General features: G+C 65.5%; 21 protein-coding genes. 3 read left to right on the top strand and 18 right to left on the bottom strand.

The features are described from left to right. The first annotated feature begins 106 nt into the window (after positions 1-106). Positions 107-793, top strand: coding sequence for a GntR family transcriptional regulator (locus AC0Z35_RS10000; protein WP_046805930.1), 687 nt, complete (start codon positions 107-109; stop codon positions 791-793). Between the two features lie 57 nt (positions 794-850). On the opposite strand, the gene AC0Z35_RS10005 is transcribed toward AC0Z35_RS10000, so the two are convergent. The 6 genes from AC0Z35_RS10005 to AC0Z35_RS10030 all read right to left on the bottom strand — a co-directional run bounded on the left by AC0Z35_RS10005 (position 851) and on the right by AC0Z35_RS10030 (position 5927). Further along, positions 851-1237, bottom strand: coding sequence for a nuclear transport factor 2 family protein (locus AC0Z35_RS10005; RefSeq protein ID WP_104143781.1), 387 nt, complete (start codon positions 1235-1237; stop codon positions 851-853). An 82-nt stretch (positions 1238-1319) separates the two neighbouring features. Beyond that, positions 1320-2423, bottom strand: coding sequence for an alkene reductase (locus AC0Z35_RS10010; RefSeq protein WP_485131879.1), 1104 nt, complete (start codon positions 2421-2423; stop codon positions 1320-1322). Between the two features lie 83 nt (positions 2424-2506). Continuing rightward, a complete protein-coding gene (locus AC0Z35_RS10015; RefSeq protein WP_120155242.1) occupies positions 2507-3088 on the bottom strand; it encodes a TetR/AcrR family transcriptional regulator in 582 nt (193 codons plus the stop codon). Between the two features lie 98 nt (positions 3089-3186). Beyond that, positions 3187-3900 (bottom strand): class II aldolase/adducin family protein, encoded by a 714-nt coding sequence (locus AC0Z35_RS10020; protein WP_485131880.1) that lies wholly within the window; start codon positions 3898-3900, stop codon positions 3187-3189. A 28-nt stretch (positions 3901-3928) separates the two neighbouring features. Further along, complete coding sequence (locus AC0Z35_RS10025) at positions 3929-4921, bottom strand: tripartite tricarboxylate transporter substrate binding protein (RefSeq protein ID WP_485131881.1); 993 nt, start codon at positions 4919-4921, stop codon at positions 3929-3931. A 139-nt stretch (positions 4922-5060) separates the two neighbouring features. After that, the gene (locus AC0Z35_RS10030; protein WP_120155235.1) at positions 5061-5927 is read right to left on the bottom strand and encodes a LysR family transcriptional regulator; all 867 of its coding nucleotides are present in this window, start codon (positions 5925-5927) and stop codon (positions 5061-5063) included. A gap of 140 nt (positions 5928-6067) precedes the next feature. Between AC0Z35_RS10030 and AC0Z35_RS10035 the strand changes: the two genes are divergently transcribed. Beyond that, positions 6068-7588, top strand: coding sequence for an MFS transporter (locus AC0Z35_RS10035; protein WP_485131882.1), 1521 nt, complete (start codon positions 6068-6070; stop codon positions 7586-7588). 54 nt (positions 7589-7642) lie between these two features. Here the strand turns inward: AC0Z35_RS10035 and AC0Z35_RS10040 are convergent, their stop codons facing one another. The 10 genes from AC0Z35_RS10040 to AC0Z35_RS10085 form a co-directional block, all read right to left on the bottom strand. Then, complete coding sequence (locus tag AC0Z35_RS10040) at positions 7643-8926, bottom strand: cystathionine gamma-synthase family protein (protein ID WP_485131883.1); 1284 nt, start codon at positions 8924-8926, stop codon at positions 7643-7645. Between the two features lie 350 nt (positions 8927-9276). Continuing rightward, entirely contained in the window at positions 9277-10302 is a 1026-nt protein-coding gene (locus AC0Z35_RS10045) for a diguanylate cyclase (protein ID WP_046805897.1), read from the bottom strand. Between the two features lie 33 nt (positions 10303-10335). Beyond that, the gene (gene cheB, locus AC0Z35_RS10050; protein ID WP_219992354.1) at positions 10336-11346 is read right to left on the bottom strand and encodes a chemotaxis response regulator protein-glutamate methylesterase; all 1011 of its coding nucleotides are present in this window, start codon (positions 11344-11346) and stop codon (positions 10336-10338) included. Continuing rightward, the gene (locus AC0Z35_RS10055) at positions 11343-13664 is read right to left on the bottom strand and encodes a response regulator (RefSeq protein WP_485131884.1); all 2322 of its coding nucleotides are present in this window, start codon (positions 13662-13664) and stop codon (positions 11343-11345) included. Before AC0Z35_RS10055 ends, cheB begins: the two co-directional genes overlap by 4 nt. Further along, positions 13661-14347, bottom strand: coding sequence for a chemotaxis protein CheW (locus AC0Z35_RS10060; RefSeq protein ID WP_485131885.1), 687 nt, complete (start codon positions 14345-14347; stop codon positions 13661-13663). The genes AC0Z35_RS10055 and AC0Z35_RS10060 overlap by 4 nt, the downstream gene beginning before the upstream one ends. After that, positions 14340-15779: a CheR family methyltransferase gene (locus AC0Z35_RS10065; RefSeq protein WP_485131886.1), complete on the bottom strand. Its 1440-nt coding sequence runs from the start codon at positions 15777-15779 to the stop codon at positions 14340-14342. Before AC0Z35_RS10065 ends, AC0Z35_RS10060 begins: the two co-directional genes overlap by 8 nt. Further along, positions 15776-16309, bottom strand: coding sequence for a chemotaxis protein CheW (locus tag AC0Z35_RS10070; protein ID WP_485131887.1), 534 nt, complete (start codon positions 16307-16309; stop codon positions 15776-15778). Before AC0Z35_RS10070 ends, AC0Z35_RS10065 begins: the two co-directional genes overlap by 4 nt. Positions 16310-16316: 7 nt before the next feature. Beyond that, entirely contained in the window at positions 16317-17930 is a 1614-nt protein-coding gene (locus tag AC0Z35_RS10075; RefSeq protein ID WP_046805891.1) for a methyl-accepting chemotaxis protein, read from the bottom strand. A gap of 303 nt (positions 17931-18233) precedes the next feature. After that, entirely contained in the window at positions 18234-19715 is a 1482-nt protein-coding gene (locus AC0Z35_RS10080) for an amidase (protein ID WP_219992349.1), read from the bottom strand. A gap of 102 nt (positions 19716-19817) precedes the next feature. Then, positions 19818-20702, bottom strand: a complete 885-nt coding sequence (locus AC0Z35_RS10085) for a LysR family transcriptional regulator (RefSeq protein WP_485131888.1) — start codon at positions 20700-20702, stop codon at positions 19818-19820. 114 nt (positions 20703-20816) lie between these two features. Between AC0Z35_RS10085 and AC0Z35_RS10090 the strand changes: the two genes are divergently transcribed. Next, the gene (locus AC0Z35_RS10090; protein ID WP_104143757.1) at positions 20817-22352 is read left to right on the top strand and encodes an MFS transporter; all 1536 of its coding nucleotides are present in this window, start codon (positions 20817-20819) and stop codon (positions 22350-22352) included. On the opposite strand, the gene AC0Z35_RS10095 is transcribed toward AC0Z35_RS10090, so the two are convergent. Both AC0Z35_RS10095 and AC0Z35_RS10100 read right to left on the bottom strand, forming a co-directional pair. Beyond that, positions 22330-24600, bottom strand: a complete 2271-nt coding sequence (locus tag AC0Z35_RS10095) for an ATP-dependent DNA helicase (protein WP_485131889.1) — start codon at positions 24598-24600, stop codon at positions 22330-22332. The two genes, AC0Z35_RS10090 and AC0Z35_RS10095, sit on opposite strands and share 23 nt — an antisense overlap. Beyond that, positions 24597-26396 carry a VRR-NUC domain-containing protein gene (locus AC0Z35_RS10100; protein ID WP_485131890.1) on the bottom strand — a complete coding sequence of 600 codons (1800 nt, stop codon included), beginning with the start codon at positions 26394-26396 and terminating at the stop codon, positions 24597-24599. Before AC0Z35_RS10100 ends, AC0Z35_RS10095 begins: the two co-directional genes overlap by 4 nt. Positions 26397-26476 lie beyond the last annotated feature (80 nt).

Below are 26476 nucleotides of genomic sequence, written 5' to 3' on the forward strand. Positions count from 1 at the left end.
TTTGCATCCGCGCTTTGTATGCAAAAAATGTTTGTCTTTCCTGTCCGGCTTTTTGATAGACTGGCTGCCCGAAGATTTTGCCCTGCGGCCGCCGCAGCCGCGTCCCATGACCCAGGAAGTTTCCACAGACCCCAGCGCCGACGATATCGCCCGCGAAGTTTCCGCCGCCATCGTGGCGCACAAGCTTCCGCCCGGCACCCGGCTGCGCGAAGAGGCGCTGGCGCGGGTCTACAAGGTCAGCCGCACCAAGATCCGCGCGGCCCTGCTGATGCTGTCCAAGGACAAGCTGATCAATATCGTTCCGGACAAGGGCGCGTTCGTCAGCAAGCCCGACGCGAACGAAGCGCGCGAGGTCTACGCCGTGCGCCGCATCCTGGAAGCCGCGCTGGCCAAGGAATTCGTGGCGCGCGCCACAGCTGCCGATTACCGCCGCATTGACGCCCATCTGGCCGAAGAACGCGCGGCGCTTGAAGCTGGCGACGTGCAAAAGCGCAACCAGCTGCTGGGCCATTTCCACATCCTGCTGGCCGAAGCCGTGGGCAATTCGGTGCTGACCGGCATGCTGCGCGAGCTGTCGGCGCGCAGTGCCGTGATTACCGTGCTGTACCAAAGTTCGCACGACGCCAGTTGCTCGTCGCAAGAGCACCACGCCTTCATCGAGGCGGCCCGCGCGGGCAACACCGAACGCGCCTGCGCGCTGATGGACGAGCATCTGGAACACGTGCAGACAGCGCTGAACTTCACCGACGACAGCCAGGGCGGCAGCGATCTGGTGACGGCGTTGCTTAGCTAAAGCCTGTTTCCAAGGCCGTCTCCCAGCTACGCCGCCCGCTTAGTTCGGCACGGCGGTTCAGCCTTCGAACTGGTGGTAGACCTTGGCGATGACCTTCCAGCCGCCATCGATCTTGATCAACGTCAGAAAGTCGTTGTAATCCGCGCCGATCGCGTCCTTCTCCATATCAACACGCACCACGGCCGTGGTCGGCGTGATTGCCAGCACGTCCAGGCGCGTGGCGATGTCAGGCGCCCGACCATTCTTCTTCACAAAATCGAACAGGTTGCCGATGGGGCCACCCAGCAGCGCACCGTTGGTGAATCCGTACATCACGGCGTCGGGATGAAAGGCTTGAGCAACGCCTTCGGCGCTGCCAAGACGCAGGCCATCGACGTATTTCTGGGCGACTGCGATAACGGCATCGTAGTCTTGGGTCGCGACGGGTTTGATGTTCTTGCTCATGATGTTGTCCTTTGAGTCGGGGTGGGAAAAATGCAGGTGAAGGAAGGGAAGGAACGACGGAAGGGAAGGAACGACGGTCCGCTCAATACGAACCGTTGGGCCAATCGATGTAGCCCTTCGCGCCGCCGCCGTAATACGATTCGCGCGGCGCGACCGTCAGCTCCGCGCCACGACGCAGGCGCTCGACCAGGTCCGGATTGCCGATAAACAGCCGACCGAAAGCCACGGCACCGATCTTTCCCTGTGCGCGCCGCTTGATGGCCATTTCCAGGTCATAGTTGTTATTGCCGATGAAAGGCCCGGCAAAGAGTCCGCTCAGCGCGTCCAGATCCACACCGGCGGGCACCTCCCGCGACGTGGCGGTCGCGCCTTCCACAACATGCAGATAGGCCAGGCCAAACCGGTTCAGTTGCTTGATCAAATACCCGTACATCGCCATCACGTTGCTGTCGGGCGGCGTGTTGCCCGCATCCGGCGTCACTGGCGATAGCCGGATGCCGACCCTGTCGCTACTCCAGATGTTGACGACGGCCTCGGTGACTTCCAGCGTCAGGCGCGCTCGGTTTTCGATCGAGCCGCCGTAACGATCGGTGCGATGGTTGGTGGAGTCGCGCAGGAACTGATCCAGCAGATAGCTATTGGCGGCGTGGACTTCCACCCCGTCGAAACCGGCACGTAGAGCATTCATCGCCGCGATCTTGTATTGCTGGATGATCCCGGCGATTTCCTCGGTTTCCAGTGCGCGGGGCATGGAAACCGGTACAAAGCCGTCGACCGTATACGTGTTGCCTTCCGCCGGAATGGCCGAGGGCGCGACAGGGGCTTGGCCATCGGGTTGCAGCTGCACACTGGAAAAGCGACCCACATGCCAAAGCTGGCTGACGATCGTGCCGCCAGCGGCGTGCACCGCATCGGTGACTTTCTTCCAGCCCGCTACCTGTTCGTCGTTCCATATGCCGGGCGTCGCGGCATAGCCGCGGCCTTGGGCAGAAATATTCGTCGCCTCGCCAATGATCAGTCCGGCTCCTGCGCGTTGTGCGTAGTAGGTGGCGTGCAAGTCGTGCGGGACGCCGTCCTCGCCGTAGCGGCTGCGGGTGACAGGCGCCATAACAATCCGGTTGCTCAGTTCAATCGCCCCAAAGCGTGCAGGGGAAAACAAATCGGTGCGCGTGCTGTTATCAGTCATAGGTCATAAGTCATAAGTCATAAGTTGTCGGATACGGCTGCGGAAAATAGTTGACCAGTCGTCTACAAGGCAGCCAAAAAAAACTACCCGACCAGACGTTGGGTAGTTGCGAAAGCGGTATCGAAAGGCGTGGTGGCTTTGTTCAGCTTGGCAAGAAGCGACGCGCCAAGCCAAAGCTCGTAAAGCGACTGGGCCAGAGCCTCGGCCGGCACGGCTGACGTGATCGAGCCATCGTCCTGCCCTAGCCGCACACAGCGCGAGATCCGTTCAATGATCGCGTCTGTCCCGCGTTGAAGGACGATGCGCATGTCCTCGGAAAGGTCGCACATCTCGGGGCCTAACTTGACCACCAGGCATTTATCGTCCGGCAGGTCCGTGCCTTGCGTGTCAGCCCAGTATTTGAAGTAGCCCAGCAATCGCTCTGCGCCGGAGCCATCCGCTGCCAGCAGGCCGTCCACCGTCCGCAGATAGTCGGCAAAGTACTCGTCCAACAACGCCTGGCCGAATTCCCCCTTCGACTTGAAGTAGTAGTAGAACGAGCCTTTTGGTACCCCCGCCGCCGCCACTACCTCGGCCAGGCCGACGGCGGTGTAGCCCTTTTGGGTCATCAGGGCTCGGGTCACATCAAGAATGTGCTGTCGCGTCTCTGCTGCTGGTTTTTTCATTTTGCGAGTGTACAGAAAAAACCGACCAGTCGTCTAGGTTTGTGTAACGACCGCGCGGCGTACGGGGTCGTCAGGTCAGCCAGCGCGAAGCGGCACCGTCATTCGAACGCCTTTTTCTTCCACAGCTCCCATGGCCGGCCCATCACGCCGGCCATCATCTCGTCGGCCATTGAGGCTTCGGCGTCCGACAAAAAGGTGATTTCACCGTTCAGCCCGATAGCCTTCTGCTGAAGCGAAGCGTTCATTTCGGTATAGACGGCGCGATAGACGGCCACTGGCAGGCCGTTGCCCACGGTGACAAAGCCGTGCCCTCGCATCAGCGCTACGTGGCTTTGTTTCAGCGAACTGGCAAGCTCTCGACCGTGGTCGCGATTGCGTACCAGCATGTCGGTATCGCCGAAGCAACAGCGGATGTCGAAGACCGGTGCGCCTGCGCCCAGGAAACCGGCCATATGGTAAATCGGCCGCAACCGCACGTTGGAACCCGCAAAGGGAATGACGGAGGGGGTATGGCTGTGCACCACCGCCTGCACGTCGGGCCGCGCGCGATAGATTTCGCCGTGTATATACCGTTCCAAGTATGGCTTGCGCGTGTCAGCGCCAACGGGCTCGGAGTCCTCGTTGAACTGCATGATGTCGTCGGCCGTCACCAATTCGGGAGCAAGCGAGCGCGACAACAGGAAATGGCCCGGGTTGTCGGGATGACGCACGCTGACATGTCCGAACCCATCCAGAACGCCGAAACGGGCCAGGATGCGGTTGGCTACGACCAAGTCTTCGATGAGGGCATTGATGGGCGATTTGTCGTTCATAAGGGCTCCTTTGATTGCCGGGATCCGACTATTGGTCGAGCGAAATGTTGGCCTTCCTTGCCACGGCTCCATACAGTTCGATATCCGAGTCCAGCTGCCGCGCCATGGCCGCGCCCCCCGTTTCCGAGGTTTCGTAGTAGCGCTCGTGGAACTCCTTGCGCACCGCCGGATCTGCCATGGTGGCGACGACGGCATCCTGGAATTTTTCCTTCACGGCCGCAGGCAGACCCTGCGGGGCGAACAAGCCGAACCACACGGAGATGTCCAGTTCGCCGAAAGGCGCGGTCTCGGCGACGGCGGGCACGTCGGGAAGGAACGAGGCCCGGTTTTTAGAGGCCACGGCGATCAGCCTTAACTTGCCCGCTTGGGCGTGCGGCGCCAGATTCGGGATGGTGCTCATCAGGATAGGCACCTGGTTGCCCAGGCCATCGTTGATCGCCGGGGCGCAACCCTTGTAGGGCACGTGTACCAAATCCAGCTGCGCCATCCGCTTGAACGACTCTCCAGCGAAATGCTGAGGCGTGCCGTTGCCACATGACGAGTAGCTCAGCTTGGTACTGTTCTGCCGGATATAGCTGACCAGTTCCGGTACGTTGTTCGCGGCGATTGCCGGGTTCACGCCCAAGGCGACCGGTGCCGAAACCAGCAAGGAAATCGGTGCAAGGTTCTTTTTTACATCCGGCGTGCCGCGCATCGTCAGGGCCGCGTTGATGGTAAGCGTGCTGTTCGTCAGCAAGAAGGTATAGCCGTCGGGCGTGCCTCGCGCGACCTGGTTGGCACCGATGTTGCCCGATGCGCCCGGCTTGTTGTCCACGATCACCGTCTGCCCTCCCAGATGGGCTGGCAGCTTGGCGGCGATTAACCGCGCCACGACATCGGCGCCTCCACCCGCCGCGAATGGCACCACTACCGTGATCGGCCGGTTGGGATAGGAGTCATCCGCCCTGGCCGTCGCAAAACCTAGCATCAAAAAACAGGAACTGAGCGCGCACAAGCGCCTGACGAGCGTTGGATGTCGCACGTTTTGTCTCCGTTATGAGTTTTTATGTGCAGCTATTGTCGGCAGGCGGGCATGGCGTTTCCAATGAAATTATCTTATTAGCCATGCCATTTTTTGTATGGCTTGAGCTCGCTTCGACCACCATCGAACCGAGCTCGCATCACCCCAACAATTGCCCCATCCGTTCCTGCAACCAAACCTCGGTCGCGCTTAACGTTGCCCCTTGGAGCCACAGCGCGCGCACCGACAGCATCGGCAAGGACAGGCCCGCGCACGGCACGCGCGCCAGCGTGCGGCGAAAGCTTTCGTATTCCGCGATGTTCAGCGGCAGGATCGCCCAGCCCAGCTCGTCCGCCACCATGCCGGCGATGCTGTAGAAGCTGTCCGTGCGCCACACCGTCGGGCTCAGCACCACCTCTTCCACGCCTTCCATCTGCATCACCAGTTGCCGATAGCGGGCCAGATCGCTGCGCGTGACCTCTGCCAGTTCGGTCAGCGGATGCCCCGACGCCACGAACACCGCCTGCGCCACATTGCCCAGGTAACGGTGCGCGAACGCGCTGCCCGGGTCGCCCCGGTCAAAGTGGAACGCGAGGCTGGCGCGGCCTTGCTGCACGTAGTCGGCCACCTCGGTGGCGGTGCCGTTCAGCTGCGTCAATTCCAGGGCGGGAAAGCGGTCGGCCACTTCGACCACCAGCGCGCCCAGCACCTGATACGGCAGTGCTTCGTCCAGCGCGATCGACAGGCGCGCATCCTGCCCGGCGGCAAACGACAGCGCCCGCTGGTCCAGCCCGCCGGCCTGCCGCAGCAGTTCGCGCGCTTCTTGCAGCATGACTTCGCCGGCGGGCGTCAGGGTGGCGTTGCGGCGCGACCGGTCGAACAGTTCCACACCCAGATCGGCCTCCAGCAGGCCCACCGAGGTGCTGATGGCGGACTGTGCCCGCCCCAGCCCGCGCGCCGCCGCCGAGAAAGAGCCGGCGTCGGCCGCCGCGACGAAGTGCCGAAGTTGGTCCAGGGTCCATTGCATGAGCGTCTCCTTAATTCATCTATTTTATAGATGGAATCAAACTTTTTAAGGCAAATAAACAGATAGATAATGCGTGCCTTGCGCTTGGCAGCCGCCCTTGCGGCGCAACAACCCAAGCGTGGATTCAAGGGAGTAGAACTATGCAGCGGACTCATTCGAACGCTGTCGCCACGGCCGATCCGCGCCGTTGGCTGGTGCTGGGCATTGTGTCCATCGCCTTGTTATTGATCGTGGTGGACATGACGGTGCTGTACACCGCCCTGCCCCGGCTTACGCACGAGCTGGGCGTCACCGCGTCTGAAAAATTGTGGATCGTGAACGTGTATGGCCTGGTGGTGTCGGGCCTGCTGCTGGGCATGGGCACGCTGGGCGACCGGCTGGGCCACAAGCGGCTGTTCATGATGGGGCTGGTGGTGTTCGGCGTGGCCTCGCTGGCAGCGGCGTATTCGCCGGCGGCCGCCCCGCTGATCGCGGCGCGCGTGCTGCTGGCCGTGGGCGCCGCCATGATGATGCCCGCCACGCTGTCCATCATCCGGCTGACTTTCGCGCAAGAGCGCGAGCGCGCCGTGGCGATCGGCATCTGGGCCTCGGTGGCCTCGGGCGGCGCGGCGCTGGGGCCGGTGGTGGGCGGGGTGCTGCTGGAGCATTTCTGGTGGGGGTCGGTGTTCCTGATCAATGTGCCGATTGTGCTGCTGGCGCTGCCGCTGGCCTGGCGGCTGATTCCGGCCAGCCGCCCCGCCACCGCGCGGCCGTGGGACCTGACCGGGTCGCTGCAAGTCATGGCCGGCTTGATCCTGTGCGCCTATGCGCTAAAGGAACTGGGTCGCGCGTCTACGTCGTGGCTGCATGCGGGCCTGGCCTGCGCCGCCGGGGTCGCGATGCTGACGGTGTTCGTGCGCCGCCAGCGCCGCCGCCCCTATCCGTTGATCGACTTTGCCATCTTCCGCAACGCCACCTTCAGCTCGGGCGTCGCCGCCGCGCTGTTCGCCGGCGCCGCGCTGCTGGGCCTGGAACTGGTCTTCAGCCAGCGCTTGCAGCTGGTGCTGGGCATGTCGCCCATCCAGGCCGCGCTGTTCATCCTGCCGCTGCCGCTGGCCGCCTTCGTGGCCGGCCCCGTGGCAGGATGGCTGCTGGCCTACGTGCGCGGACCTCGGCTGATGTTCCTGTCGCTGGCCGTCTCGGCGGCGGGCATGGGCGCTTACCTGCTGTGCTATGACGGCGCCGTGCTGCCGCAGATGGTCAGCCTGAGCGTGCTGGGGCTGGGCATCGGTGCAACGATGACGGCGGCGTCCAGCTCCATCATGCAAAGCGCCACGCCGGAACGCGCGGGCATGGCGGCATCGATTGAGGAAGTGTCGTACGAGCTGGGCGGTGCGCTGGGCGTGACGCTGATGGGGTCCATCCTGTCGGGCGTGTACGCCAACACGCTGGACGTGCCGCCGGCGTTGGCAGCAGCCCCCGCACTGCGCGACAGCCTGGACGAAGCGTTGATCGTGGCCGAAGGCCTGCCCACCGACCTGGCAGCCACGCTGACCGAGTTGGCCCGGACGGCGTTCGACACGGGCTACGCCGCGGTCATCGCCACCGCCACGGTCATGCTGGTGGCCACCGCCGCGTTCGTGCTGCTGAACCGGTCGCGGCGGCAGGCGGTGGCTGCGTAGGGTGGCTGCGTATGGTGGCGCAACCCGTCCCCTGCGCCCTAAGCATCCAAGCGTTCAGCGCGTGCGAAACGCGTTGTCCATGTCCGCGATCAGGTCTTCTTCGTGCTCCAGCCCGATCGAAATGCGGATCAGCCCTTCCGACACGCCCGCCGCCTCGCGTTCGGCGGCCGGCACGCCGGAATGGGTGGTGGACGCGGGATGGCACACCAGCGATTCCGTGCCGCCCAGGCTCACGGCCGACTTGAACAGATGCAGCGCGTTGATGAAGCGGAAGGCGCGTTCGCGGCCACCGTCCAGCACGAACGCAAACGTCGAGCCCGGCCCCGTGCACTGCCGCTTGTAGACTTCCAGATACGTGCGATCCGCAATCATCTCGGGATGAAAAAGCGTGACCTTTTCGTAGGGGTTGCCGGCCAGCCATTGCGCCACCTTGGTCGCCGTGCGCGCGGCCTGCTTCATGCGCAGCACCACGGTTTCCATCGACCGCGTAATCATCCAGCACGAATGCGGGTCCAGCTGCGAACCGAACGCGCTGCGTATCGCGCGCACCTTCTTGATCAGGTCCTTGCTGCCCGTCACCGCGCCCGCCACCAGGTCGCTGTGACCGCCCACGTATTTCGTCAGCGAATACACGCACAGGTCCACGCCATGCTCGGCCGGCTTTTGGAAGATGGGCCCCAGCAGCGTGTTGTCGCACACCGAGACCGGGCGATAGCCGTGCCGCGTTTCGAAGGCGTCCAGCTCGTTCTTCATGCCTTCGAAATCGATCAGCGCGTTGGTGGGGTTGGCGGGCGTTTCCACGTAGAAGACGCGCACCGGCCCCTTGGCCGCCGCCGCTTCCAGCGCCGCGCGCATGTGCTTGGGCGACAGCCCGTCCTGAATGGGGTGCGAGCCAATACCCCATTCCGGGAAAATCTTGGCAATCAGGGTTTCCGTGCCGCCGTATAGCGGCAGCGATTGCACCAATTGGTCGCCCGGGCGCAAAAAGGCCATCAGCACGGCGCTGATTGCGGCCATGCCACTGGCCGTCACGGCCGCCGCCTCGGACCCGTCCAGCAGGGCCAGCCGGTCTTCCACGATTTCCAGGTTGGGATGGTTGAAGCGGCTATAGACCAGCCCGGCGGATTCGCCCTGGGGCAAGGGTTTGCGGCCCGACACCAGGTCGAAAAACGCCGCGCCGTCCTCGGCGGACCGGAAGGCAAAGGTGGACGTCAGGAATACCGGCGGCTTGACCGCCCCTTCGGACAGGAAGGGGTCGTAGCCGTACGACATCATCTGCGTTTCCGCATGCAGCGGACGGCCAAAGATATCTTTCTTGTGATAGGTCGAATACGTCATGGTGTGCCTCTTTCTTCGGGGTTCCAGCCGACCGGGCAGGCGCGTGTCGCATGCTGCGACGATAGCGCCAGCCGCCTCGGGATGTCTTGCAGTATTAATGAGAAATACTGATGAGAAACTTTGTTTCCCATTCGCACTTGTCCCTGAAAGACACTGCCTTGTTACATCAACTGGACGCGATCGATTGGAAAACCATGAAAATCCGTCCGGAAGATGGCCGGCTCAGCAAGGCCGAGCTGGCCGAGCGCGTGTCGCTATCGGCCCTCGCCCTGCTGGAAACGGTTACCGCGCCTGGAGCGCCTTGCGCGCATGAAGCGAAGTCGTCAACCCCGCTTCACCTGTCGCGGCGCCTAGGCAGGCGCTTGCATCTGCCCGGGAACGACGCGGTTGCGGCCGTCGCGCTTGGCTTGGTAAAGGCCGCGATCGGCCACCTGGATCAGGTCGGTGCAGGGTTGGTCGGCCACCGGAATGGCCGTGGCCGTCCCGATGCTGACGGTCAGCCAAGGGCCTGAGCCCGTGTCCTTTTGCGGAATCTGCATGGCCTCGACGGCGCGCCGCAGTTTCTCGGCCGCCAGCCTGGCGCTGCCCGCCGGCGAGCCTGGCAGCACCAGCGCAAATTCCTCGCCGCCAAAGCGGGCGGCCAGGTCGGTGGACCGGTCGCAGCTGGCGAAGATGGTGTTGGCCACGCGCTTCAAAGCCTCGTCGCCCGCGATGTGGCCATAGGTGTCGTTGTAGGCCTTGAAGTGGTCCACATCGATCATCAACATGCTGATTTCGCGTTGGTCGCGACGCGCGCGTTGCCATTCGGCATTCAGGTATTCATCGAAATACCGGCGGTTGCCCAGGCCCGTCAGCCCGTCCGAATTGGTCAGGCGGCGCAACTCCATATTGCTTTCCAGCAGCTGCTGCTGGCTTTGGCGCAGCGCCTGGTAGGCCTCGTCGCGCTGCACCAGCGCCAGGTACGAACGCGAGTGATAGCGGATGCGCGCCACCAGTTCGATGGCGTCCGGCAGCTTGACCAGATAGTCATTGGCGCCGGCGGAAAACGCGGCGCTTTTGATGGCTGCGTCTTCCTTGGTGGACAGCACGATGATGGGAATGTCGCGCGTCACCGGATGGCTGCGGTATTCCTTGACCAGGCTCAGCCCGTCCACGCCCGGCAGCACCAGGTCTTGCAGGATCACGGTGGGCCGCGTCTGGATCGCCACCGTCAGCGCTTTGTACGGGTCCGAGCAATAGTGGAAATCGATGTTCCCTTCCGTGGCCAGCGCCCTCCGGATCGCTTCGCCGACCATCACCTGATCGTCAACCAGCAGCACCATGGCTGCGTGCGCGTTCAGGTCGGCCGAGGCTGCGCTGTCGAAAGGTGGGTGCATGGTAAGTCCTTGATGTCGAACGGGATCGAGCGCTTAGGCCAAGGCCTGAATCAAGCGCGGCGCGATCTGGTCCAATGGTTTGATTTCCACCGCGGCCTGCATGGCGGCGGCCGCCTTGGGCATGCCGTAGACGGCACTGGTGGCTTGGTCTTGCGCGATGGTCAGGCAGCCTCGCTCGCGCATGGCCTTCAAGCCACGCGCGCCGTCCTGGCCCATGCCGGTCAGCAGCACGCCAACCGCCGTGCCGCGCCAGTGCTGCGCCACGCTGTGAAAGAACACGTCAATGGAAGGCCGATACAGGCTTTCTTTTGGGTCTTGCGTGTAGCGCAGCGTGCCGTCGGGCAGCAGATGCAGATGGTCGTCCGTGCCCGCCAGCAAGATCTGGCCGGGCATCGGCCGTTCGCCCTCGCGCACCAGCCTGACGGGCAGCTGCACCTGGTCGTTCAGCCAGTCCGCCATGCCTGCCGCGAACGAGGCATCCACGTGCTGCACCAGCACGATGCCGGCGGGAAAATCCAGCGGCAGGTCGCCTAGCAGCTGGGCCAACGTGGCCGGGCCGCCCGCCGACGCGCCGATCACCAGCAGGCGTTGCGCGTCGGCACGCGCCGCCGATTTGGGCACGGGCGTCAGCGTGGGCCGGTTGCCATAGCGCCCGATCAGCCAGCCGATGTTGCGAATCTTGCGCAGCAAGGGCGCGGCGGCGGCACGCATGTCGCCGCCGCTGACCACCGGCGTGTCCACCGCGTCCAGCGCGCCGTGGCCCATGGCGTCGAACACCCGCGCCGTATGGCGGGCGACGTCCACCGTCACCACCACGATGGCGCACGGCGTTTCCGCCATGATGCGGCGGGTGGCCTCTACCCCGTCCATGACGGGCATGATGAGGTCCATCAAGACCACGTCGGGCCGGTCGCGCGCGCATTGCGCCACGGCTTCTTCGCCGTTTGACGCCACCCACGCCACTTCCAGCCCCGGTTCCAGCGCGATGGCGCGGCGCAGGGTTTCCACCGCCATCTGCATATCGTTGACGATGCCGATTCTCACGTCAGTGCCTTCCCGATCAAGTCCTCGACAGCGTCCAACAGCGCGTCATCGTGGAAGCTGCCCTTGGCCAGATAGTAATCAGCGCCGGCATCCAGCCCGCGCCGCCTGTCTTCTTCGCGATCCTTATACGACACCACCATCACCGGCAAACCCTGCAGCTTGGGGTCGGCCTTGATGCGCGACACCAGTTCGATGCCGTCCATGCGCGGCATGTCCACATCGGTCACGACCAGGTCGAAATCCTCGCCGCGCAGCATGTTCCAGCCATCCATGCCGTCCACCGCCACGGCCACGTCGAAGCCCCGGTTCACCAGCAGCTTGCGTTCCAGTTCGCGCACGGTCAGGGAATCGTCCACCACCAGCACGCGCTTGCGGCGCCGCTCCTGGGCGATGGGGCCACCGCCGTCCACCCGCGCCAGCCGCCCGCCTTCGATCAGCTTTTGTACCGACAGCAGCATGTCTTCCACGTCCAGGATCAATAGCGGCGTGCCGTCGTCCATCAGCGCGCCCGCCATCACGTCCTGCACTTTGCCCAGCCGGGGGTCCAGCGCTTGCACCACCAGCGTGCGCTCGCCGACGTAGCGGTCAACGGCGATGCCGTACCGCTTGTCGTGGTCGCCCACGACCACCACGGCCATGGACTCGGTCGAGGGCGCGGGCTCGCCGCCCCGCAGGATCTGCCGCGCGGACACCAGGCCCACCTGCCGGCCCATGAAGCGAAAGTGCTGGTGCCCTTCCAGCTGCTCGATCTCTTGCGAGCGCACCTGCAAGGCATGGCTGACATAGGCCAGCGGAAACGCGTAGATGTCGCCTTGCACCTCGACCAGCAGGCTGCGCACCACCGATAGGGACAGCGGCATTTCCAGCACGAAACGCGTGCCCTGCCCGGTCGTCTGGTGCACACGCACGGCGCCGCGCAGTTGGCGCACCATGGTCTGGACCACGTCCAGCCCCACGCCGCGTCCTGAAATTTCAGTGACTTCGCCGCGCGTGCTGAAGCCGGACAGAAACAGGAATTCCAGCAGCTCGGCTTCGCTTAGACGGGCGGCCGTTTCCGCCGTGGTCAGCTTGCGCTGCACGACTTCAACGCGTAGCCGATCCAGCGAAATGCCGGAGCCGTCATCGCTCAGTTCAATCACCAGCATGCCGGCCGAATGGCGCGCCGACAGCCGGATCAAGCCTTCGGGCGGCTTGCCGACGTCCATGCGGTCCATCGGCATTTCAATGCCATGATCCACGGCGTTGCGCAGCAGGTGCATCAGCGGCGCGTCCAGTTTTTCCAGGATGTCGCGGTCCACCTGCGTGGCGTCGCCGTCTATTTCCAGCCGCACCTGCTTGCCCAGCGATCGGCCCAGGTCGCGCACCATGCGCGCCATGCCGCCCACGCCGTCGGCAAACGGGCGCATGCGGCACGTCAGCGCGGTGTCGTACAAGCGCTGCGCCAGATGGCTCATGCGCCAGCCAAATTCATCCACTTCATTGGTGCGTTCAATCAGTTCCTGCTGGCATTGGTCCACGATGCGCTGCGCGTCGTCCAGCGCCGCCTGGGCGCGCGCGTCCAGCTGCTGTCCGGCCAGGGCGCTGCGCACGCCGTCCAGCGCTTGCGCGGCGCCCGCCTGCATGCGCCGCAGCCGCAACATGGACGCGCCAAACGGCCCGACCCAATGCGATTCCACCAGCGTTTCGCTGGACAGGCCCAGCAATTTGTTCAGCGTGTCGGCCGTGACGCGCAGCACGCGTTCGCCTTCGGAGAGCCCCTGGTCGGAGCTGCGGCGCACCGGCGCCGGGGTGGGCGATGCGGGTGAGACCGGCACGCCCAAGGGCATCGGATCGGGCGACCTCGGCGGCGTTGCCGTCAGCGGCTCGTCCTCGACGCGCTTGATGGGCGGCAGGAAATCCGACGGCCGGGGCGCGCGCGGCGGCACGGCCGGCGGCGCGTTGGGCGCGCTGCTCAGGCGCACCACCACCTCGTCGATTTCACCGCCCAGCTCCGCGCCCGGCGTAGCGACCCGCTGCAACAAATCGGTGCCCAGCAGCAAGGCGTCGATATCGTCTGCCTGCAAGCGCAGCCGCCCTTCCTGCGCGGCCACCAGGCAATCTTCCATGGCGTGCGCGATGCGGACAGCCGGGTGCAGGTCCACGATGCGCGCGGCCCCTTTCAGCGAATGCGCCGCCCGCATGCAGGCTTCCAGCTGCGCCGCCGAGGTGGGGTCGTGTTCCAGCGCCAACAGGCCGTTGTTCAACACCTGCACCTGGGTGCGGGTCTCAAGCTGAAACAGCTCAAGCAGCGAGGCGTCGCGCATTTCGTCCGGGTTCACGCCAGACTCCGTTCCAAAGCTTGCATCAACTGGGTTTCGTCCAGCACGCCCACGCTGCGGCTGCCGCAGCGCTCCACCCCGCGCGAATATTTCAGGCCCGCGCCCTGCACCGTCGACGGCAGCGGTTCCAGCCGGTCCAGGTCGACGGCGTGTATCCCTTCCACCTCGTCCACCGGCAACACCACGGCCCGGCCCGCGCCGCCGAAGATCAACATGCGCGCGGCGCCCGAGCGTTCGCGCACATCCAGCGGGGCCGGCGTCATGTCCAGCCCCAACAAACGCGCCAGCGACACGCAGACGGTCAAGGTGCCGCGCACATTGGTCACGCCCAACACTGCCGGGTCGCGGCGATGGGGCAGCGCCAGAATGCCGCGCGTGCCGGCCACTTCGTCCAGCGCGCGCGTCGACAGGCCCAGCCATTCGCGGCCCAGCCGGAAGACCAGCAGCGAAGACATCTGAACGTCTTCATGGGGTTTGTCGTGGTCGGCGTCTGGCGAATCACCATCAAACGCGTCCATCTGCGGCGGCAGGCGGTCCAGGATGCGTTTGGCGGCGGCGGCGTAGACGGGGCAATTGCGGCAATGCACGTGCTCGGGCAATTGCGGGCAGGTTTTGTCGCCCCGGATGCCGATGCGGTTCCAGCAGTCGTCCACGTCGGACAGCAGCGCGATGGGTTCAACCACGTCTGGCCTCCTGTCGCGCCGCGCGCGCTTGCAGGCGGCGCGCGCCTTCGATATCGCCCGCCGACGCGATGAGCGCGGCCAGGTGCAGCAGCGCCTCGCGGTGGGTGGGGTCCAGGTACAGCGCCTTGCGGTAGGACGCCTGCGCCTCGCGCGAGTCGCCCGCCGCATCCTGCAACAGGCCAAGCAGATGCAGCGCGTCGGCGCTGACGCCGTGGATGTCGATATGCGCGCGGCACTGCGCCAGCGCGTCTTGCACGCGGCCCCGGTCGGCCAGCGCGGCGATCTGGCGCAGGGAAGCGTCGGCGCTGGGGGATGCGCTGGGGGATGCGCTGGGGGATGCGCTGGTGGATGGGCTGGGGGATGCGCTGGTCGATGCGCCGGTCGCCGCGCTGGGCGATGCCTGCCAGCTAGCGGCGTTTGTCGCCCCCGACGTCGACCCGGACGTCGACCCGGACGTCGCGGTCGGGCCGGCCACGGATGAGCGCATCGGCGACGCCCCCGAAGCGGGCGGAATCGCCGCATGCGGCACCGGCAGGTGTCCGGTTGGGACCTGCGCCACCGGCCGTCGGGGCGGCGTCCACGCGTGCACGATCGGCCGGGACGCCGCGGGCAAATCGGCTTGGGGCGGCATGGCTTGATTACGGAAGGCGAACGAGCGCGCCATTGCCACCGACGGCAGGCGGCGCGCGGTCAGCAAGCTGGTTTCAGCCGGACCCACGAAGATGACGCCGTCGGCGCGCGTGAAGCGCCGCAGCACCTGCACCGCGCGCTCCTGAGTCGGCCCGTCGAAATAGATCAGCAGGTTGCGGCAGAACACGAAGTCATACGGCGACGTGCCCAGCAGCAACTGGCTGTCGAACACGTTGCCCTGCCGAAAGCACACGCGTTCCCGCACCTGCGCGGATAGTTGATGGCCGTCGGCCGTCTCGGCAAAGTGGCGGTCGCGGTACGCCAGGTCGTCGCCGCGAAACGAGTTGCGCCCATACACGGCGCGTTGCGCAAACTGGACCATGCGTTCGCTGATGTCCACGGCATCGATCTGGAAACGCGCAGCGGGCACCCCGGCGTCCAGCAAGGCCATGGCAATGGAATACGGTTCTTCGCCGCTGGAACAAGGCATGCTCAACACGCGCAGCACGCGGTCATCGGGCGCGCCCGCCGCGAACAGGCGTTCACGCGCCAGCGCGGCCATCGCCGTCTGCGATTCCGGATACCGAAAGAACCAGGTCTCGGGCACGATCACGGCTTCGATCAGCTGCTGCATCTCGGCCGGCGTGGTGTGCAGGCGCGTCAGGTAATCGTGTTCGTCGGCCACGCCCGCCGCGCCCATCCGATGGCGCACGGCGCGTTCAACGGCGGCCTTGCCGATGGAGCCGCTATCCAGCCCCATCTTGCGTTTGAGCAAGGCGCTGAATTCGTCGACCAGCATCATGGCGTGATCTCCCGGTCCGCCGGGTACAGCATCGCGCGCACGGGCGGCGGCAGCAGTTCGTTCACGCCCACCGCCTGCACCATGCCCTGCCCGTCGTTCAGCACGGGCCCCAGGTAGCGCGCATTGGCGTTATCCAGCGCAAACGGCTGGAACGCGGCGGGGTCGTAATGCACGGTTTCGGTGGCCTGTTCCAGGATCAGGCCCAGCACATGCTCGGCCGCCGCCCCGGCTGCCCGATAGCGCACCAGCGCCAGGCGGGTGCTGGTCACGCGCGCCGCGTCGGCGTGGCCGGCCAGCGCGCTCATGTCGATGGCGGGCACCGCCGCGCCGCGCCATTGCAACAAGCCCGCCACCCACGACGGGGCGCCCGGCACTTGCTTGAAGACGCGCAGGCCCAGCACCTCGATCACATCTCCCGCGTCCAGCGCATAGCGGTCGCCGCCGATGCGAAACAGCAGATACAGCCGCCTGGCCGCCGCGTTGGCGGCGAGGGCGACGCTGGGCTTGGGCAAGGACGCAGTTTCCAGCATGGAAGAATCAGATCTTGAAGCGCGACACGCCGCTGCGCAGGTCGTTGGCCACCAGCGTCAGTTCTTCGATGGCCAGGCTGGACTGTCGCAGCGATTCCACCGTTTGCTGGGCCGCATCGCTCAATTGCTGCAAGGCCTGGTTGATCTGCTCGGCACCCGTGGCCTGCGCCTGCATGCCTTCGTTGACCATCTGCACGCGCGGCGCCAGCGTCTGCACCTGCTGGATGATCTGCGACAGCTGATCGCCCACCTGCTGCATGTCGGCCATGCCCCGGCGCACTTCTTCCGAGAACTTGTCCATGCCCATCACACCGGCCGACACCGACGACTGGATCTCGCGCACCATCTGTTCGATATCGTAGGTGGCCACGGCGGTCTGGTCGGCCAGACGGCGGATCTCGGTGGCCACCACCACAAAGCCTCGGCCGTATTCGCCGGCCTTCTCGGCTTCAATCGCCGCGTTCAGGGAAAGCAGATTCGTCTGGTCCGCCACTTTCGTGATCGTCGTAACCACCTGCGTGATATTGCCGGCCTTCTCGTTCAGGATGGCCAGCTTGGCGTTGACCGAACCCGCCGCGCCCACCACGTTGCGCATCGTGTCTTCCATGCGCGCCAGGCCCACCTGCCCGCTGCCCGCCAGCGACGCCGTCTGCTCGGCCGCGCTGGACACTTCCGTCATGGTGCGCACCAATTCGCGCGAGGTCGCCGAGATTTCGCGCGAGGTTGCGCCGATCTCGGTCGTGGTGGCCGCCACTTCGGAAGCCGTGGCTTGCTGCTGCTTGGAGGTGGCGGCGATTTCCGTGACCGAGGTCGCGACCTGCACGGCCGAGCGCTGCGTCTTGCCCACCAGGCCGGTCAGCTCATCGACCATGCCGTTGAAGCCGGTTTCGATAGCGTTGAATTCATCTTTGCGGGCCAGCGACAAGCGGCGGGTCAGGTCACCCCCGCCGGTCGCTTCCAGCGTCTTGACGATGTCGCGCATGGGGTTGGCGATGGCGCGCATCAGCAAGAAGCCGCACACCAGCGCCGCCGCGATGGCGAACGCCAGCGACACCAGCATGCCGACTTCGGCCGAATCCACGGCGGACTTGATGCTGACGGCGGCGTCATCGGCCTGCTTCTTGTTTTCGGCCACCATCTTGGCCAGGATGTCGCGCCCTTTGTAGAAGGCGGGCCGCAGTTCGTTCTTGACCCGCATGCGCGATACAAGCGGATCGGCCGTCGCCGCCAGGATGTCGGCGCGGATGCGTTTGTATTCCTGCAAGTCTTTTTCAAAATCCGCGAACATCGCGCGGTCGTCGTCGCGCGCAATTGTGCGGCGGTAGAAATCGACGTTTTCTTGCAGCTGCTGATCGTTCTTGGGCAGCGTTTCCAGCGTGTCGCGGCGCTCTTGCTCGGTGTCGCTGTTAAAGGCGTCTTGCACCACGACAAAGCCCGCGAACCACGACGCCCGGATCGACGTGCTGTAGTAAATGCCCGGCACGGCATCGGTGTTGATCATCACCACTTCGTCTTCGATGTGCAGCAGGCGCCGGTAATCCACCACCACCATCAAGGCCATGATGGCCAGGATCACCATGAAGCTGGCCAAGATGCGCTGGCGAAGAGTCAGATTATTCATACTGGAAGACCTTTGTGGTGGTGCCACACGACAACGCCCGACCCTGAACCCATGACAGGATGTGGGGAATTTGGCTGATTATTGCAAAGCCCGGTCCACCCAGCCATGAAAAACTAGGGAAATCCCCGCAAAAATGGGGCATTCGTCAGAAAAAAGCAAAGATCGCTTACAAAGCTTGTCTTTTCTGGATGACGGTGCGTAGCGCGGTTGGGGCGCGGCGTGGCGCCGGTCAGGCCCCTATGGCGGCACGGGCGCACGGGGCTGGGGCCGCACGGCCGACCGGCCGATCGGAAGTTCCCGCGCCTACGTCGACGCGGACCACAGCGCAGCAGGCGGATACGCGGCAACCCAATCGCAGGCCTGGTCGTACGCCTGGGCCAGGCGCAACACGTCCAGGTCCGCTTGCGGCGGCCCGATCAACTGCATGCCCATCGGCAGGCCGTCAGGGCTGAAGCCCACCGGCACGCTGATGACCGGGCAGCCGGCCAGCGTCCACGGCGTAACGGTTTCCATCCAGCGGTGATAGGTGTCCATGGGGCGCCCGTCGATGTGCTTGGGCCAATCCAGCGTGGCGTCAAAGGGAAACACCTGCGCGGACGGCACCGCCAGAAAGTCCACGTCTTCGAACATGCGCAGCACCGTCTGGTACCACGCGCTGCGTTCCTGCGTGGCCTGATAGACATCCAGCGCCGTCATGCCGTCCAGGCCTTCCACTTCCCAGATCAGCGCCGGCTTGACCAGCTTGCGCGTGGCTGGGTCCTGCACCAACGCCTGGAACTGCCCGCCCACCATCAGGTGGCGATGCGTCAACCACATGCGCCACAGCCGGTCGCCGGCGAACGGCACGTCGTAATCGACCACGTCGCAGCCCACGGTGTCCAGCGTGGCCAGGCCCTGCGCGCACACGTCAAGAATGCCCGGCTCCATTGGCAGATAGCCCTTCCAGTCGCTCAACCACCCCACGCGCTTGCCGCGCATATCCGCATCCAGCGCGGCAGTGAACTGCGCCGGGTCGTCACGCAAGGACAAGGGCGAACGCTTGTCATAGCCAGCCAGAACGGACAGCAGCATTGCAACGTCGCGCGGGGTGCGACCCATGGGGCCTTCGTAGGAGAGCTGCTTCAAGAACACTTCGGGCGACGGCCCAAACGGCACGCGCCCCGCCGACGGCCGCATGCCGTACACGTTGCAGAACGCCGCGGGGTTGCGCAGCGAGCCGCCAAAGTCGCTGCCGTCGGCCACCGGCAGCATGCGCGCGGCCAGCGCTGCCGCCGCGCCGCCGCTGCTGCCGCCGGCCGTCTTGGTGGGGTTGTAGGGGTTGCCCGTGGTGCCATAGACCGGGTTGTACGTGTGCGAGCCCAGCCCGAATTCCGGCACGTTGGTGCGGCCGATGAAGATGGCGCCCGCCGCCCGCATGCGTTCGACGATGATCGAATCGTGCTGCGTAACCTGGTCTTTGTAGACCAGCGAGCCCATCGACGTGACCATGCCGCGCACGGCGGTCAGGTCCTTGGGCGCCTGGGGCATGCCGTGCATCCAGCCCAGCCACTGGCCGGCATCCAGCTGCGCATCGCGTTCAGCGGCCTCGCGCAGCAGTTCATCGGCATCGCGGCGCGCGACGATGGCATTGACCTTGGGATTGACCTTGTCGATATGCGCCAGATAGGCGCGCATGACCTCGACACAGGAGAGCTCGCGGCGCCGGATCGCGTCCGACAAGGCATGCGCCGACATGGCGACGATGGGGTTCAGGCTGGCGGCGTCGGCCGGCGTGGCGAGAGGCATGCGAGAGGCTCCGGAGGATCGTGATGGTTGTCACACTGGCAGGCAGTGCCAGTGCGCCCAGGCCACATACTACGCAACCTGGGCGGGCGCAGGCCAGCGCCGCTACGGAAACAAATGCTGCGCCAGGTGGTCGATGAACACGCGCAGCTTGGGCGACGCCTGACGGCTGGCGGGCCACAACGCCCACATCGTGCCGCTGCCGCGCGTGCGGTCTTCCATCACCACGTGCAACTGTCCCGCCGCCAGCTCGCGGCGGATCGTAAAGTCCGGCAGGCAGGCAATGCCCTGCCCGCCCACGGCAAGCGCAATCCGCATTTCCACGCTGTTGCACACCAGCGTCAACGGCAGCTCGGGCGCCTGCGCGTCCTGCCCCAGTTTGAACGGCCATTTTTCCAGGCGGCCCGTGGCGGGATAGCGGTAATGCAGGCAGGCGTGGCCCAGCAGATCGGCGGCGCGTTTGGGCGTGCCGTGCTGACGCAGATAGTCAGGCGAAGCCGCCAGCACCCGGCGGAACGGGCCCAGGCGGCGGCGCTTCAGGCCGGAGTCTTCCATGTCGCCAGTGCGGACCACGGCGTCGTAGCCCTCGCCTATGACATCGACCATGCGGTCGGTGAAGTCCAGGTCCAGCTTCACAAGCGGGTATTGCCGCATGAAGCTGGCCACGGCGGCGTCAAACAGGCCGCTGTAGCGAGGCAGGCTCACGCGCAGCTTGCCCTGCGGCGCGTCCGAGGCGGCGGAAAGTTCCAGCTCTGCCGCTTCGACCTCGGCCAGGATGCGGCGGCAGCGATCCAGAAATTTCTCGCCTTCCGGCGTCAGCGCCAGTTGGCGTGTGCTGCGATGAAACAGTCGCACCTTCAGGCGCGCTTCCATTCGCGCGATGCTCTTGCCCACCGCCGACGGCGACACCCCCAGCGCGCGCCCTGCCTCGGCAAAGCTGCCCGCCTGCGCCACCAGCACAAACACCCCTATGCCGCTAAGGCTATCCATTTGACGCACTCCAATACGGACATAGGTGTCCGGAATGTCGGGAATCCTAGCCTATTTTTCTTTTATGTATCGCGCCCTAAGCTGGCCGTCCTTTCGTTTTCCCTGGCGCGTTCCATGCCCACCCACGACCATTTACCCCCTTACCGCCGCTGGCTGCAATTGCTGTCGGCCTGCCTGACCGCACTGCTGATTCCGCTGTGCTTTACCGGCCCCGCCGTGGTGCTGCCGTCCATCAGTCACGACCTGGGCGGCACGCCCGTGCAACTGAATTGGATCTTGAACGGCTACATCCTGGCGTACGGCAGCGTCATCATGGTGTCGGGCAGCCTGACCGACCTGTACGGGCCGCGACGCGTATGGCTGCTGGGCCTGGTGGGCTTTTGCGTCACGACCTTCGCCATTGCGTTCGTGCCGACAACGGGCTGGATCAACTTGCTGCGCCTGATGCAGGGCGTGGGTGGCGCGGCCGCTTTCGCCGCCGCCATGTCGTCGCTGGCGCCGCTTTTCCACGGCGTGGCGCGCACCCGCGCGTTCAGCCTGCTGGGCACCACGTTTGGCGTGGGCCTGTCGTTCGGGCCACTGGCCGCCGGCTGGATGGTGGACGCGGCCGGTTGGCAGTGGGTGTTCCTGGCTACCGGTGCGGTGGGCGTGTTGGGCGCCGCCATGGTCGCCGTCAGCGTGCGTCCCACGGCGCGCGCCGTGCAAGGCCGGCTCGACTGGCCGGGCGCCATCAGTTTTACCGGCGCGCTGGGGCTGTTCACCTACGGCATCCTGCTGGCGCCCGAAGCGGGCTGGACGGACACGCACGTCCTGGCCGCGCTGCTGGCGTCCGTGCTGCTGGCCGTGGCCTTCGTGCGGATTGAACGGCGGGTAGCTCGGCCCATGCTGGACTTGCGCCTGTTCCGCAGCCCGCGCTTTGTCGGCGTGCAGGTGCTGGCGGCATCCCCCGCATTCCTGTTCATTGTGCTGGTCGCGCTGCTGCCCGGCCGCTTTATCGGCATCGACGGCCATAGCGCGCTGCAAGCAGGGCAACTGATGATCGGCCTGGCCGCGCCTTTGCTGGTCGTGCCTTTCGTGGCCGCGTTGCTGACACGCTGGTTCCGGCCGGGCGTGCTGTCGGCGCTGGGTTTGTTGGCGGTGGCGGCGGGTTTGGTGTGGCTGGCCGGCATCCTGGACACCGGCACGGCGGCGCTCTGGATGCCGATGCTGTTGATAGGGTGTGGCATCGGTTTGCCGTGGGGGTTGATGGACGCAATGGCGGTCAGCGTGGTCGACGCCCGCAACGTCGGCATGGCGACCGGCATTTTCAATACGGTGCGCGTGTCGGCGGACGGCGTGGCCATCGCCGTGGTCGGCGCGCTGCTGGCGTTGCTGATCCAGACGCAGTTGACGGTGGCGATGCCCGAGGCGCAGGCCTTGGCCGCGGCCGCCAACCGCGCGGCGCTGGGGCAGTTGGACGACGCGGCGGCGCGGCTGCCGGCATCCCTGACCGATGCGCTGCCGCTGCTGCATCACGCCTACGACAACGCGTTTCGCCACGTCTTGCATGCCCTGGCCGTCATCGCGGTGCTGACCGCGCTGGCGATAACGCTGCTGCTGGGCCGTCGTGATCCGGTTGCCGCGCCGCTCAGTCCACCCGCCACCAGCTAGGCAGCAGGCCGCGCACCTTCGCGCGGCGGTAACGGTCGTCGATCAGGTGGACCGTGCCCACATCGTTTTCGGTGCGGATAACGCGGCCGGCCGCCTGCACCACCTTTTGCATCCCGGGATACAGGTAGGTGTAGTCGTAGCCGTTTTCCTCGCCGTAGCGCTGGTCCATTGCCCGCTTCATGTTTTCGTTCACGGGGTTGACCTGCGGCAAGCCCAGCGTGGCGATGAACGCGCCGATCAGCCGCTTGCCCGGCAGGTCCACCCCTTCCGAGAACGCGCCGCCCAGCACCGCAAAACCCACGCCCTGCCCCGTTTCGGTGAAGCGCGCCAGGAAGGCCGCCCGGCCCGCTTCGTCCATGCCCGGTGTCTGCAACCAGATCGGCACCGCAGGATGGCGCTCGCGCATCAGGTCGGACACCTGCCGTAAGTAGTCAAAACTGCTGAGAAAGCCCAGGTAATTGCCCGGTCGTTCGGCGTACTGCGTGGCGATCAGGTCGACGATGGGCGCCAGCGAGCGCTCGCGGTCGCGATAGCGGGTGGACACGTTGCCCACCACCCGCACCGCCAACTGTTCGGCCTGGAACGGCGCGGCCACGTCGATCCAGGGCGTGTCGCGCGGCAAGCCCAGCGTGTCGCGATAGAACTGCTGCGGGCTTAACGTGCCTGAAAACAGCACCGTGGCATGCGCCGCGGCGTAGCGCGCCGCCAGATACGGGGCGGGTATCACGTTGCGCACGCACAGGGTCGACGGCCGGGTCTTGGCGCTGGCCACGCCCACGTCAGACAGCGTCACGTCGAACAAAGCGTGCGAACCGAATTGTTCCGCCAGTCGCATGAATTGCAGCGCCTGGAAGTAGAAGGTCAACACCGGGTCGTCTTGCGGCAAGGGAGTTTGGCCCATGTATTCCATGATGGCGCCCACCGCTTTCTGCACCGCCGACAGCACACCGGCCGCCACCGCGTCGTACGCCTGATAGCGTTCCGCCTGCTTCTTGTTCAGCGCATTCCAGGACCGCTGCAAGCCATCCAGCGGCTTTTTCAATTCCTTGGGCGCGGCATATCGCGCCGCCGACAGCGACGCCTGATCCAGCTCACCCGTGTACATGCGACGCGCCCGGTCCACCAGGTTGTGCGCCTCGTCCACCAGCACCGCCACTTTCCATTGATAGGCCTGCGTCATGGCGTACAACATGGCCGACGCGTCGTAGTAATAGTTGTAGTCGCCCACCACCACATCGCTCCAGCGGATCAGCTCTTGCGACAGGTAATACGGGCAAACGCGGTGATCCCGGGCAACGGCTCGCAACGTGGGCGCATCCAGCCGTGCGTGCTGCACCGCCGCCTCGCGCGCTTGGGGCAGGCGGTCATAGAAGCCTTGCGCCAAGGGGCAGGAATCCCCGTGGCACGCCAAATCCGGATGCTCGCAGGTCTTGTCGCGCGCTTGCAGATCCAGCACGCGCAGGCCGGGCGCGGCGGGTTGCGCGTTGACGGTGTCCAGCGCTTGAACGGCCAGCGCCCTGCCCGAGCCCTTGGCCGCCAGGAAGAAAATCTTGTCCAGGCCGGAGCCGGGGCTGGCTTTGAGCAACGGGAAAATCGTGCCCAGCGTCTTGCCGATACCGGTGGGCGCCTGCGCCATCAGGCAACGGCCGTCGCGCGCGGTGCGGTACACGGCCACGGCCAGGTCGCGCTGCCCGGCACGGAATTCGCCATGGGGAAACGCCAGTTTTTCCAGCGCCGCGTCGCGGGCCTGCCGATGCGCCAGTTCGGTCTTGGCCCAGGCCAGGAAACGGTTGCACTGTTCCTGGAAGAACGCGCGCAACGCGGCGGCGTCATGCGTTTCGGTCAGCACCGTTTCTTCTTCGGTAACCACGTTGAAGTACACCAGCGCCACGCGCACCTGCTCCAGCCCGCGCGATTCACACAGCAGATGCCCATAGACCCGCGCCTGCGCCCAATGCACCGCGCGGTGGTTGTCGCGCACGCTGTCCAACTGGCCGCGATACGTCTTGACCTCTTCAAGCTGGTTCAAGACCGGGTCAAAACCATCGGCGCGCCCGCGCACCAGCAGGCCCTCGTGCTCGCCGGACAAAGACACTTCGGTCTCGTACTGCGGGCCGCGCCGCCCCGTCACCACCGCGTGCCCGGCCATACCCTCCAGGCCGGTCGGCGCGGGGGTAAAGCGCAGGTCCAGGTCGCCGGCGCGAGCCGTGAATTCGCACAGCGCGCGCACCGCCACGGCATAGCTCATGCCGCGCCCTCCTGCCAGCTGACGTGGCATACGCGCACCGGCATGCCGTGCGACACGCAGTATTGCAACCACCGAATCTGGTTGTCTTGCAGCTTGTCGCCCGGGCCTTTTACTTCGATGAGTTCATAGCGGCGCTGCGCCGGCCAAAAGCGGATCAGGTCCGGCAAGCCGGATCGGTTGGTCTTGACGTCGCGCAGCAGGCGCGTGAAAACCAATTTCAGGTGCGCGGGGGGCAGGCAATCCAGCGCCAGCGTCAGCAAGGTTTCGGACAAGGCGCCCCAGAACACAAATGGCGATTGCAGGCCGGCTTTATCGGCGTAGCGCTGCAAGATCACGTCGCGATATTCGGGCGTGTCCAGTTGCGCCAGGCAGTCGGCGAACAGGTCTTGGCGGCGCTGGTAAAAATCAGGCGCGTCCAGGTCGGCCGGGCCGCGTTGGAACGGATGAAAGAACGCGCCCGGCAACGGCGCGAACACGGCGGGCCAGCACAGCAGGCCGAACAGGGAATTAAGCAGCGCGTTTTCCACGTAGTGCACGGGCGCGTCGTCTTGATGCAGGTGGTCGCGCGTGATGAATTCAACCGAAGCCGGCGTCGGCGGCCGTTGCAGCGTCAGATCGGTGCGCGGCACGGCATGGACGGGTGGGCGGGCCGGCCCGCCCTGCCCCACCGCCCGATACAGGCGCGGCAACATGCGCGCCACGCGCTGGCTTTCTTCTTCGCTTTCCGGTGCGTCGCGCGCTTGCAGCGCCAGGGTCAGCGCCTGGTCATACCGCGCCATGCGCTCGTGCACGCGGATGCGGCGATGGCGCGCGCCGGGGTACGCGCATTGCTCATAGGCGGCTTGCGCCGTGGGCCAGTCGCGGGCGCGTTCACATGCCTGCCCGATGCGCAGCAGCACCTTGGCGCGGCGCTTTTCCAGCCAGGGGTTCTGGCTGACACAGCCGTGCACTCGAGCCAGCAGGTCGGGCATGTTCGCGCCTTCTTCCAATGCCGTCCGGCAGGCGTGCAACGCCAGATAAGCGTCTACGTCCGCCCGCGTCTGGAACGCGCGGGACGAGGCATCAAACGGTACGGTTTCATACTGGAAGACGCCCAGGTCAGCCAACACGAATTCCGACCAGTCCTGGTGCAGATTGCCGAAGAACATCAGGCGCAAGCGTTCGCACAAGTCGCCGACCATGACGCGCCAGACGGGTTCTTGCGCAGCGGGGTTCCATTCGGCATAAGGCCGGGGCGCGTCGTGCACGGCACGCAGCGCGATCAGCAGATCGGCTTTGCGCGCGGAGGGTTTGAGGCAGGCGAAGTGATGCGGGCCTGTGCTTGGGCCGCAATTTGATTCCGAATTTGAGCCCGGATTCGATCCCGGATTTGATCCCGGATTTGCGCCCGAGTTTGCGCCCGAACTTGCGCCCGACTTTGAGCCCGAACTTGCGCCCGACGTTGAGCCCGAACTTGCGCCGAAAAACAGCCGGCAAAGCTCGGGCTTGGTATGCAGATCGAACAATTCATCCAGCGTCATCGGCGCTGCGGCATCCAGCCAGCCCAGCGCGGCAAGCGGCCCGGCGGCGTCGGCGGCGTTGCCGATTTCCTCGTATACCAGCCGGCTGGCCCGAAACCAAGGCCCACGGCGCATCAGCATGCGCGCCATCAACGCCTGCGAGGCTTGCGGCAAGGCCTGGAAGTCTGCCAGGAAACGGCGTTCGTCGGCGTCCAGCAGGTCGGCGTAGCGGTCGCCGACCCACGCCAGGGCGCAGAGAAAATTGTGCAGGTAGTAGTAGCGGTGCGGGGGAAACATCGGCCGGGCCGGATAGCTGTGGTTTTATCCAGTAATCATAGCAGGCGGCCCGGCGTTGCACCGGGACATTCTTGCGTCGG

The sequence above is a fragment of the Achromobacter sp. 1L-A-4-B-C2 genome, assembly GCF_057291955.1.

What these genes read in the sequence shown, in the direction of transcription:
- AC0Z35_RS10045 (WP_046805897.1), bottom strand. Translation starts at nt 10,302, where the DNA reads ATGCACCCACCTTTCGACAGCGCAGCCTCGGCCGACCTGAACGCGCAC.
- AC0Z35_RS10070 (WP_485131887.1), bottom strand. Translation starts at nt 16,309, where the DNA reads ATGCTGGAAACTGCGTCCTTGCCCAAGCCCAGCGTCGCCCTCGCCGCC.
- AC0Z35_RS10010 (WP_485131879.1), bottom strand. Translation starts at nt 2,423, where the DNA reads ATGACTGATAACAGCACGCGCACCGATTTGTTTTCCCCTGCACGCTTT.
- AC0Z35_RS10080 (WP_219992349.1), bottom strand. Translation starts at nt 19,715, where the DNA reads ATGCCTCTCGCCACGCCGGCCGACGCCGCCAGCCTGAACCCCATCGTC.
- AC0Z35_RS10000 (WP_046805930.1), top strand. Translation starts at nt 107, where the DNA reads ATGACCCAGGAAGTTTCCACAGACCCCAGCGCCGACGATATCGCCCGC.
- AC0Z35_RS10035 (WP_485131882.1), top strand. Translation starts at nt 6,068, where the DNA reads ATGCAGCGGACTCATTCGAACGCTGTCGCCACGGCCGATCCGCGCCGT.
- AC0Z35_RS10100 (WP_485131890.1), bottom strand. Translation starts at nt 26,396, where the DNA reads ATGTTTCCCCCGCACCGCTACTACTACCTGCACAATTTTCTCTGCGCC.
- AC0Z35_RS10015 (WP_120155242.1), bottom strand. Translation starts at nt 3,088, where the DNA reads ATGAAAAAACCAGCAGCAGAGACGCGACAGCACATTCTTGATGTGACC.
- AC0Z35_RS10075 (WP_046805891.1), bottom strand. Translation starts at nt 17,930, where the DNA reads ATGAATAATCTGACTCTTCGCCAGCGCATCTTGGCCAGCTTCATGGTG.
- AC0Z35_RS10095 (WP_485131889.1), bottom strand. Translation starts at nt 24,600, where the DNA reads ATGAGCTATGCCGTGGCGGTGCGCGCGCTGTGCGAATTCACGGCTCGC.
- AC0Z35_RS10030 (WP_120155235.1), bottom strand. Translation starts at nt 5,927, where the DNA reads ATGCAATGGACCCTGGACCAACTTCGGCACTTCGTCGCGGCGGCCGAC.
- AC0Z35_RS10040 (WP_485131883.1), bottom strand. Translation starts at nt 8,926, where the DNA reads ATGACGTATTCGACCTATCACAAGAAAGATATCTTTGGCCGTCCGCTG.
- AC0Z35_RS10090 (WP_104143757.1), top strand. Translation starts at nt 20,817, where the DNA reads ATGCCCACCCACGACCATTTACCCCCTTACCGCCGCTGGCTGCAATTG.
- AC0Z35_RS10065 (WP_485131886.1), bottom strand. Translation starts at nt 15,779, where the DNA reads ATGATGCTGGTCGACGAATTCAGCGCCTTGCTCAAACGCAAGATGGGG.
- AC0Z35_RS10005 (WP_104143781.1), bottom strand. Translation starts at nt 1,237, where the DNA reads ATGAGCAAGAACATCAAACCCGTCGCGACCCAAGACTACGATGCCGTT.
- AC0Z35_RS10085 (WP_485131888.1), bottom strand. Translation starts at nt 20,702, where the DNA reads ATGGATAGCCTTAGCGGCATAGGGGTGTTTGTGCTGGTGGCGCAGGCG.
- AC0Z35_RS10020 (WP_485131880.1), bottom strand. Translation starts at nt 3,900, where the DNA reads ATGAACGACAAATCGCCCATCAATGCCCTCATCGAAGACTTGGTCGTA.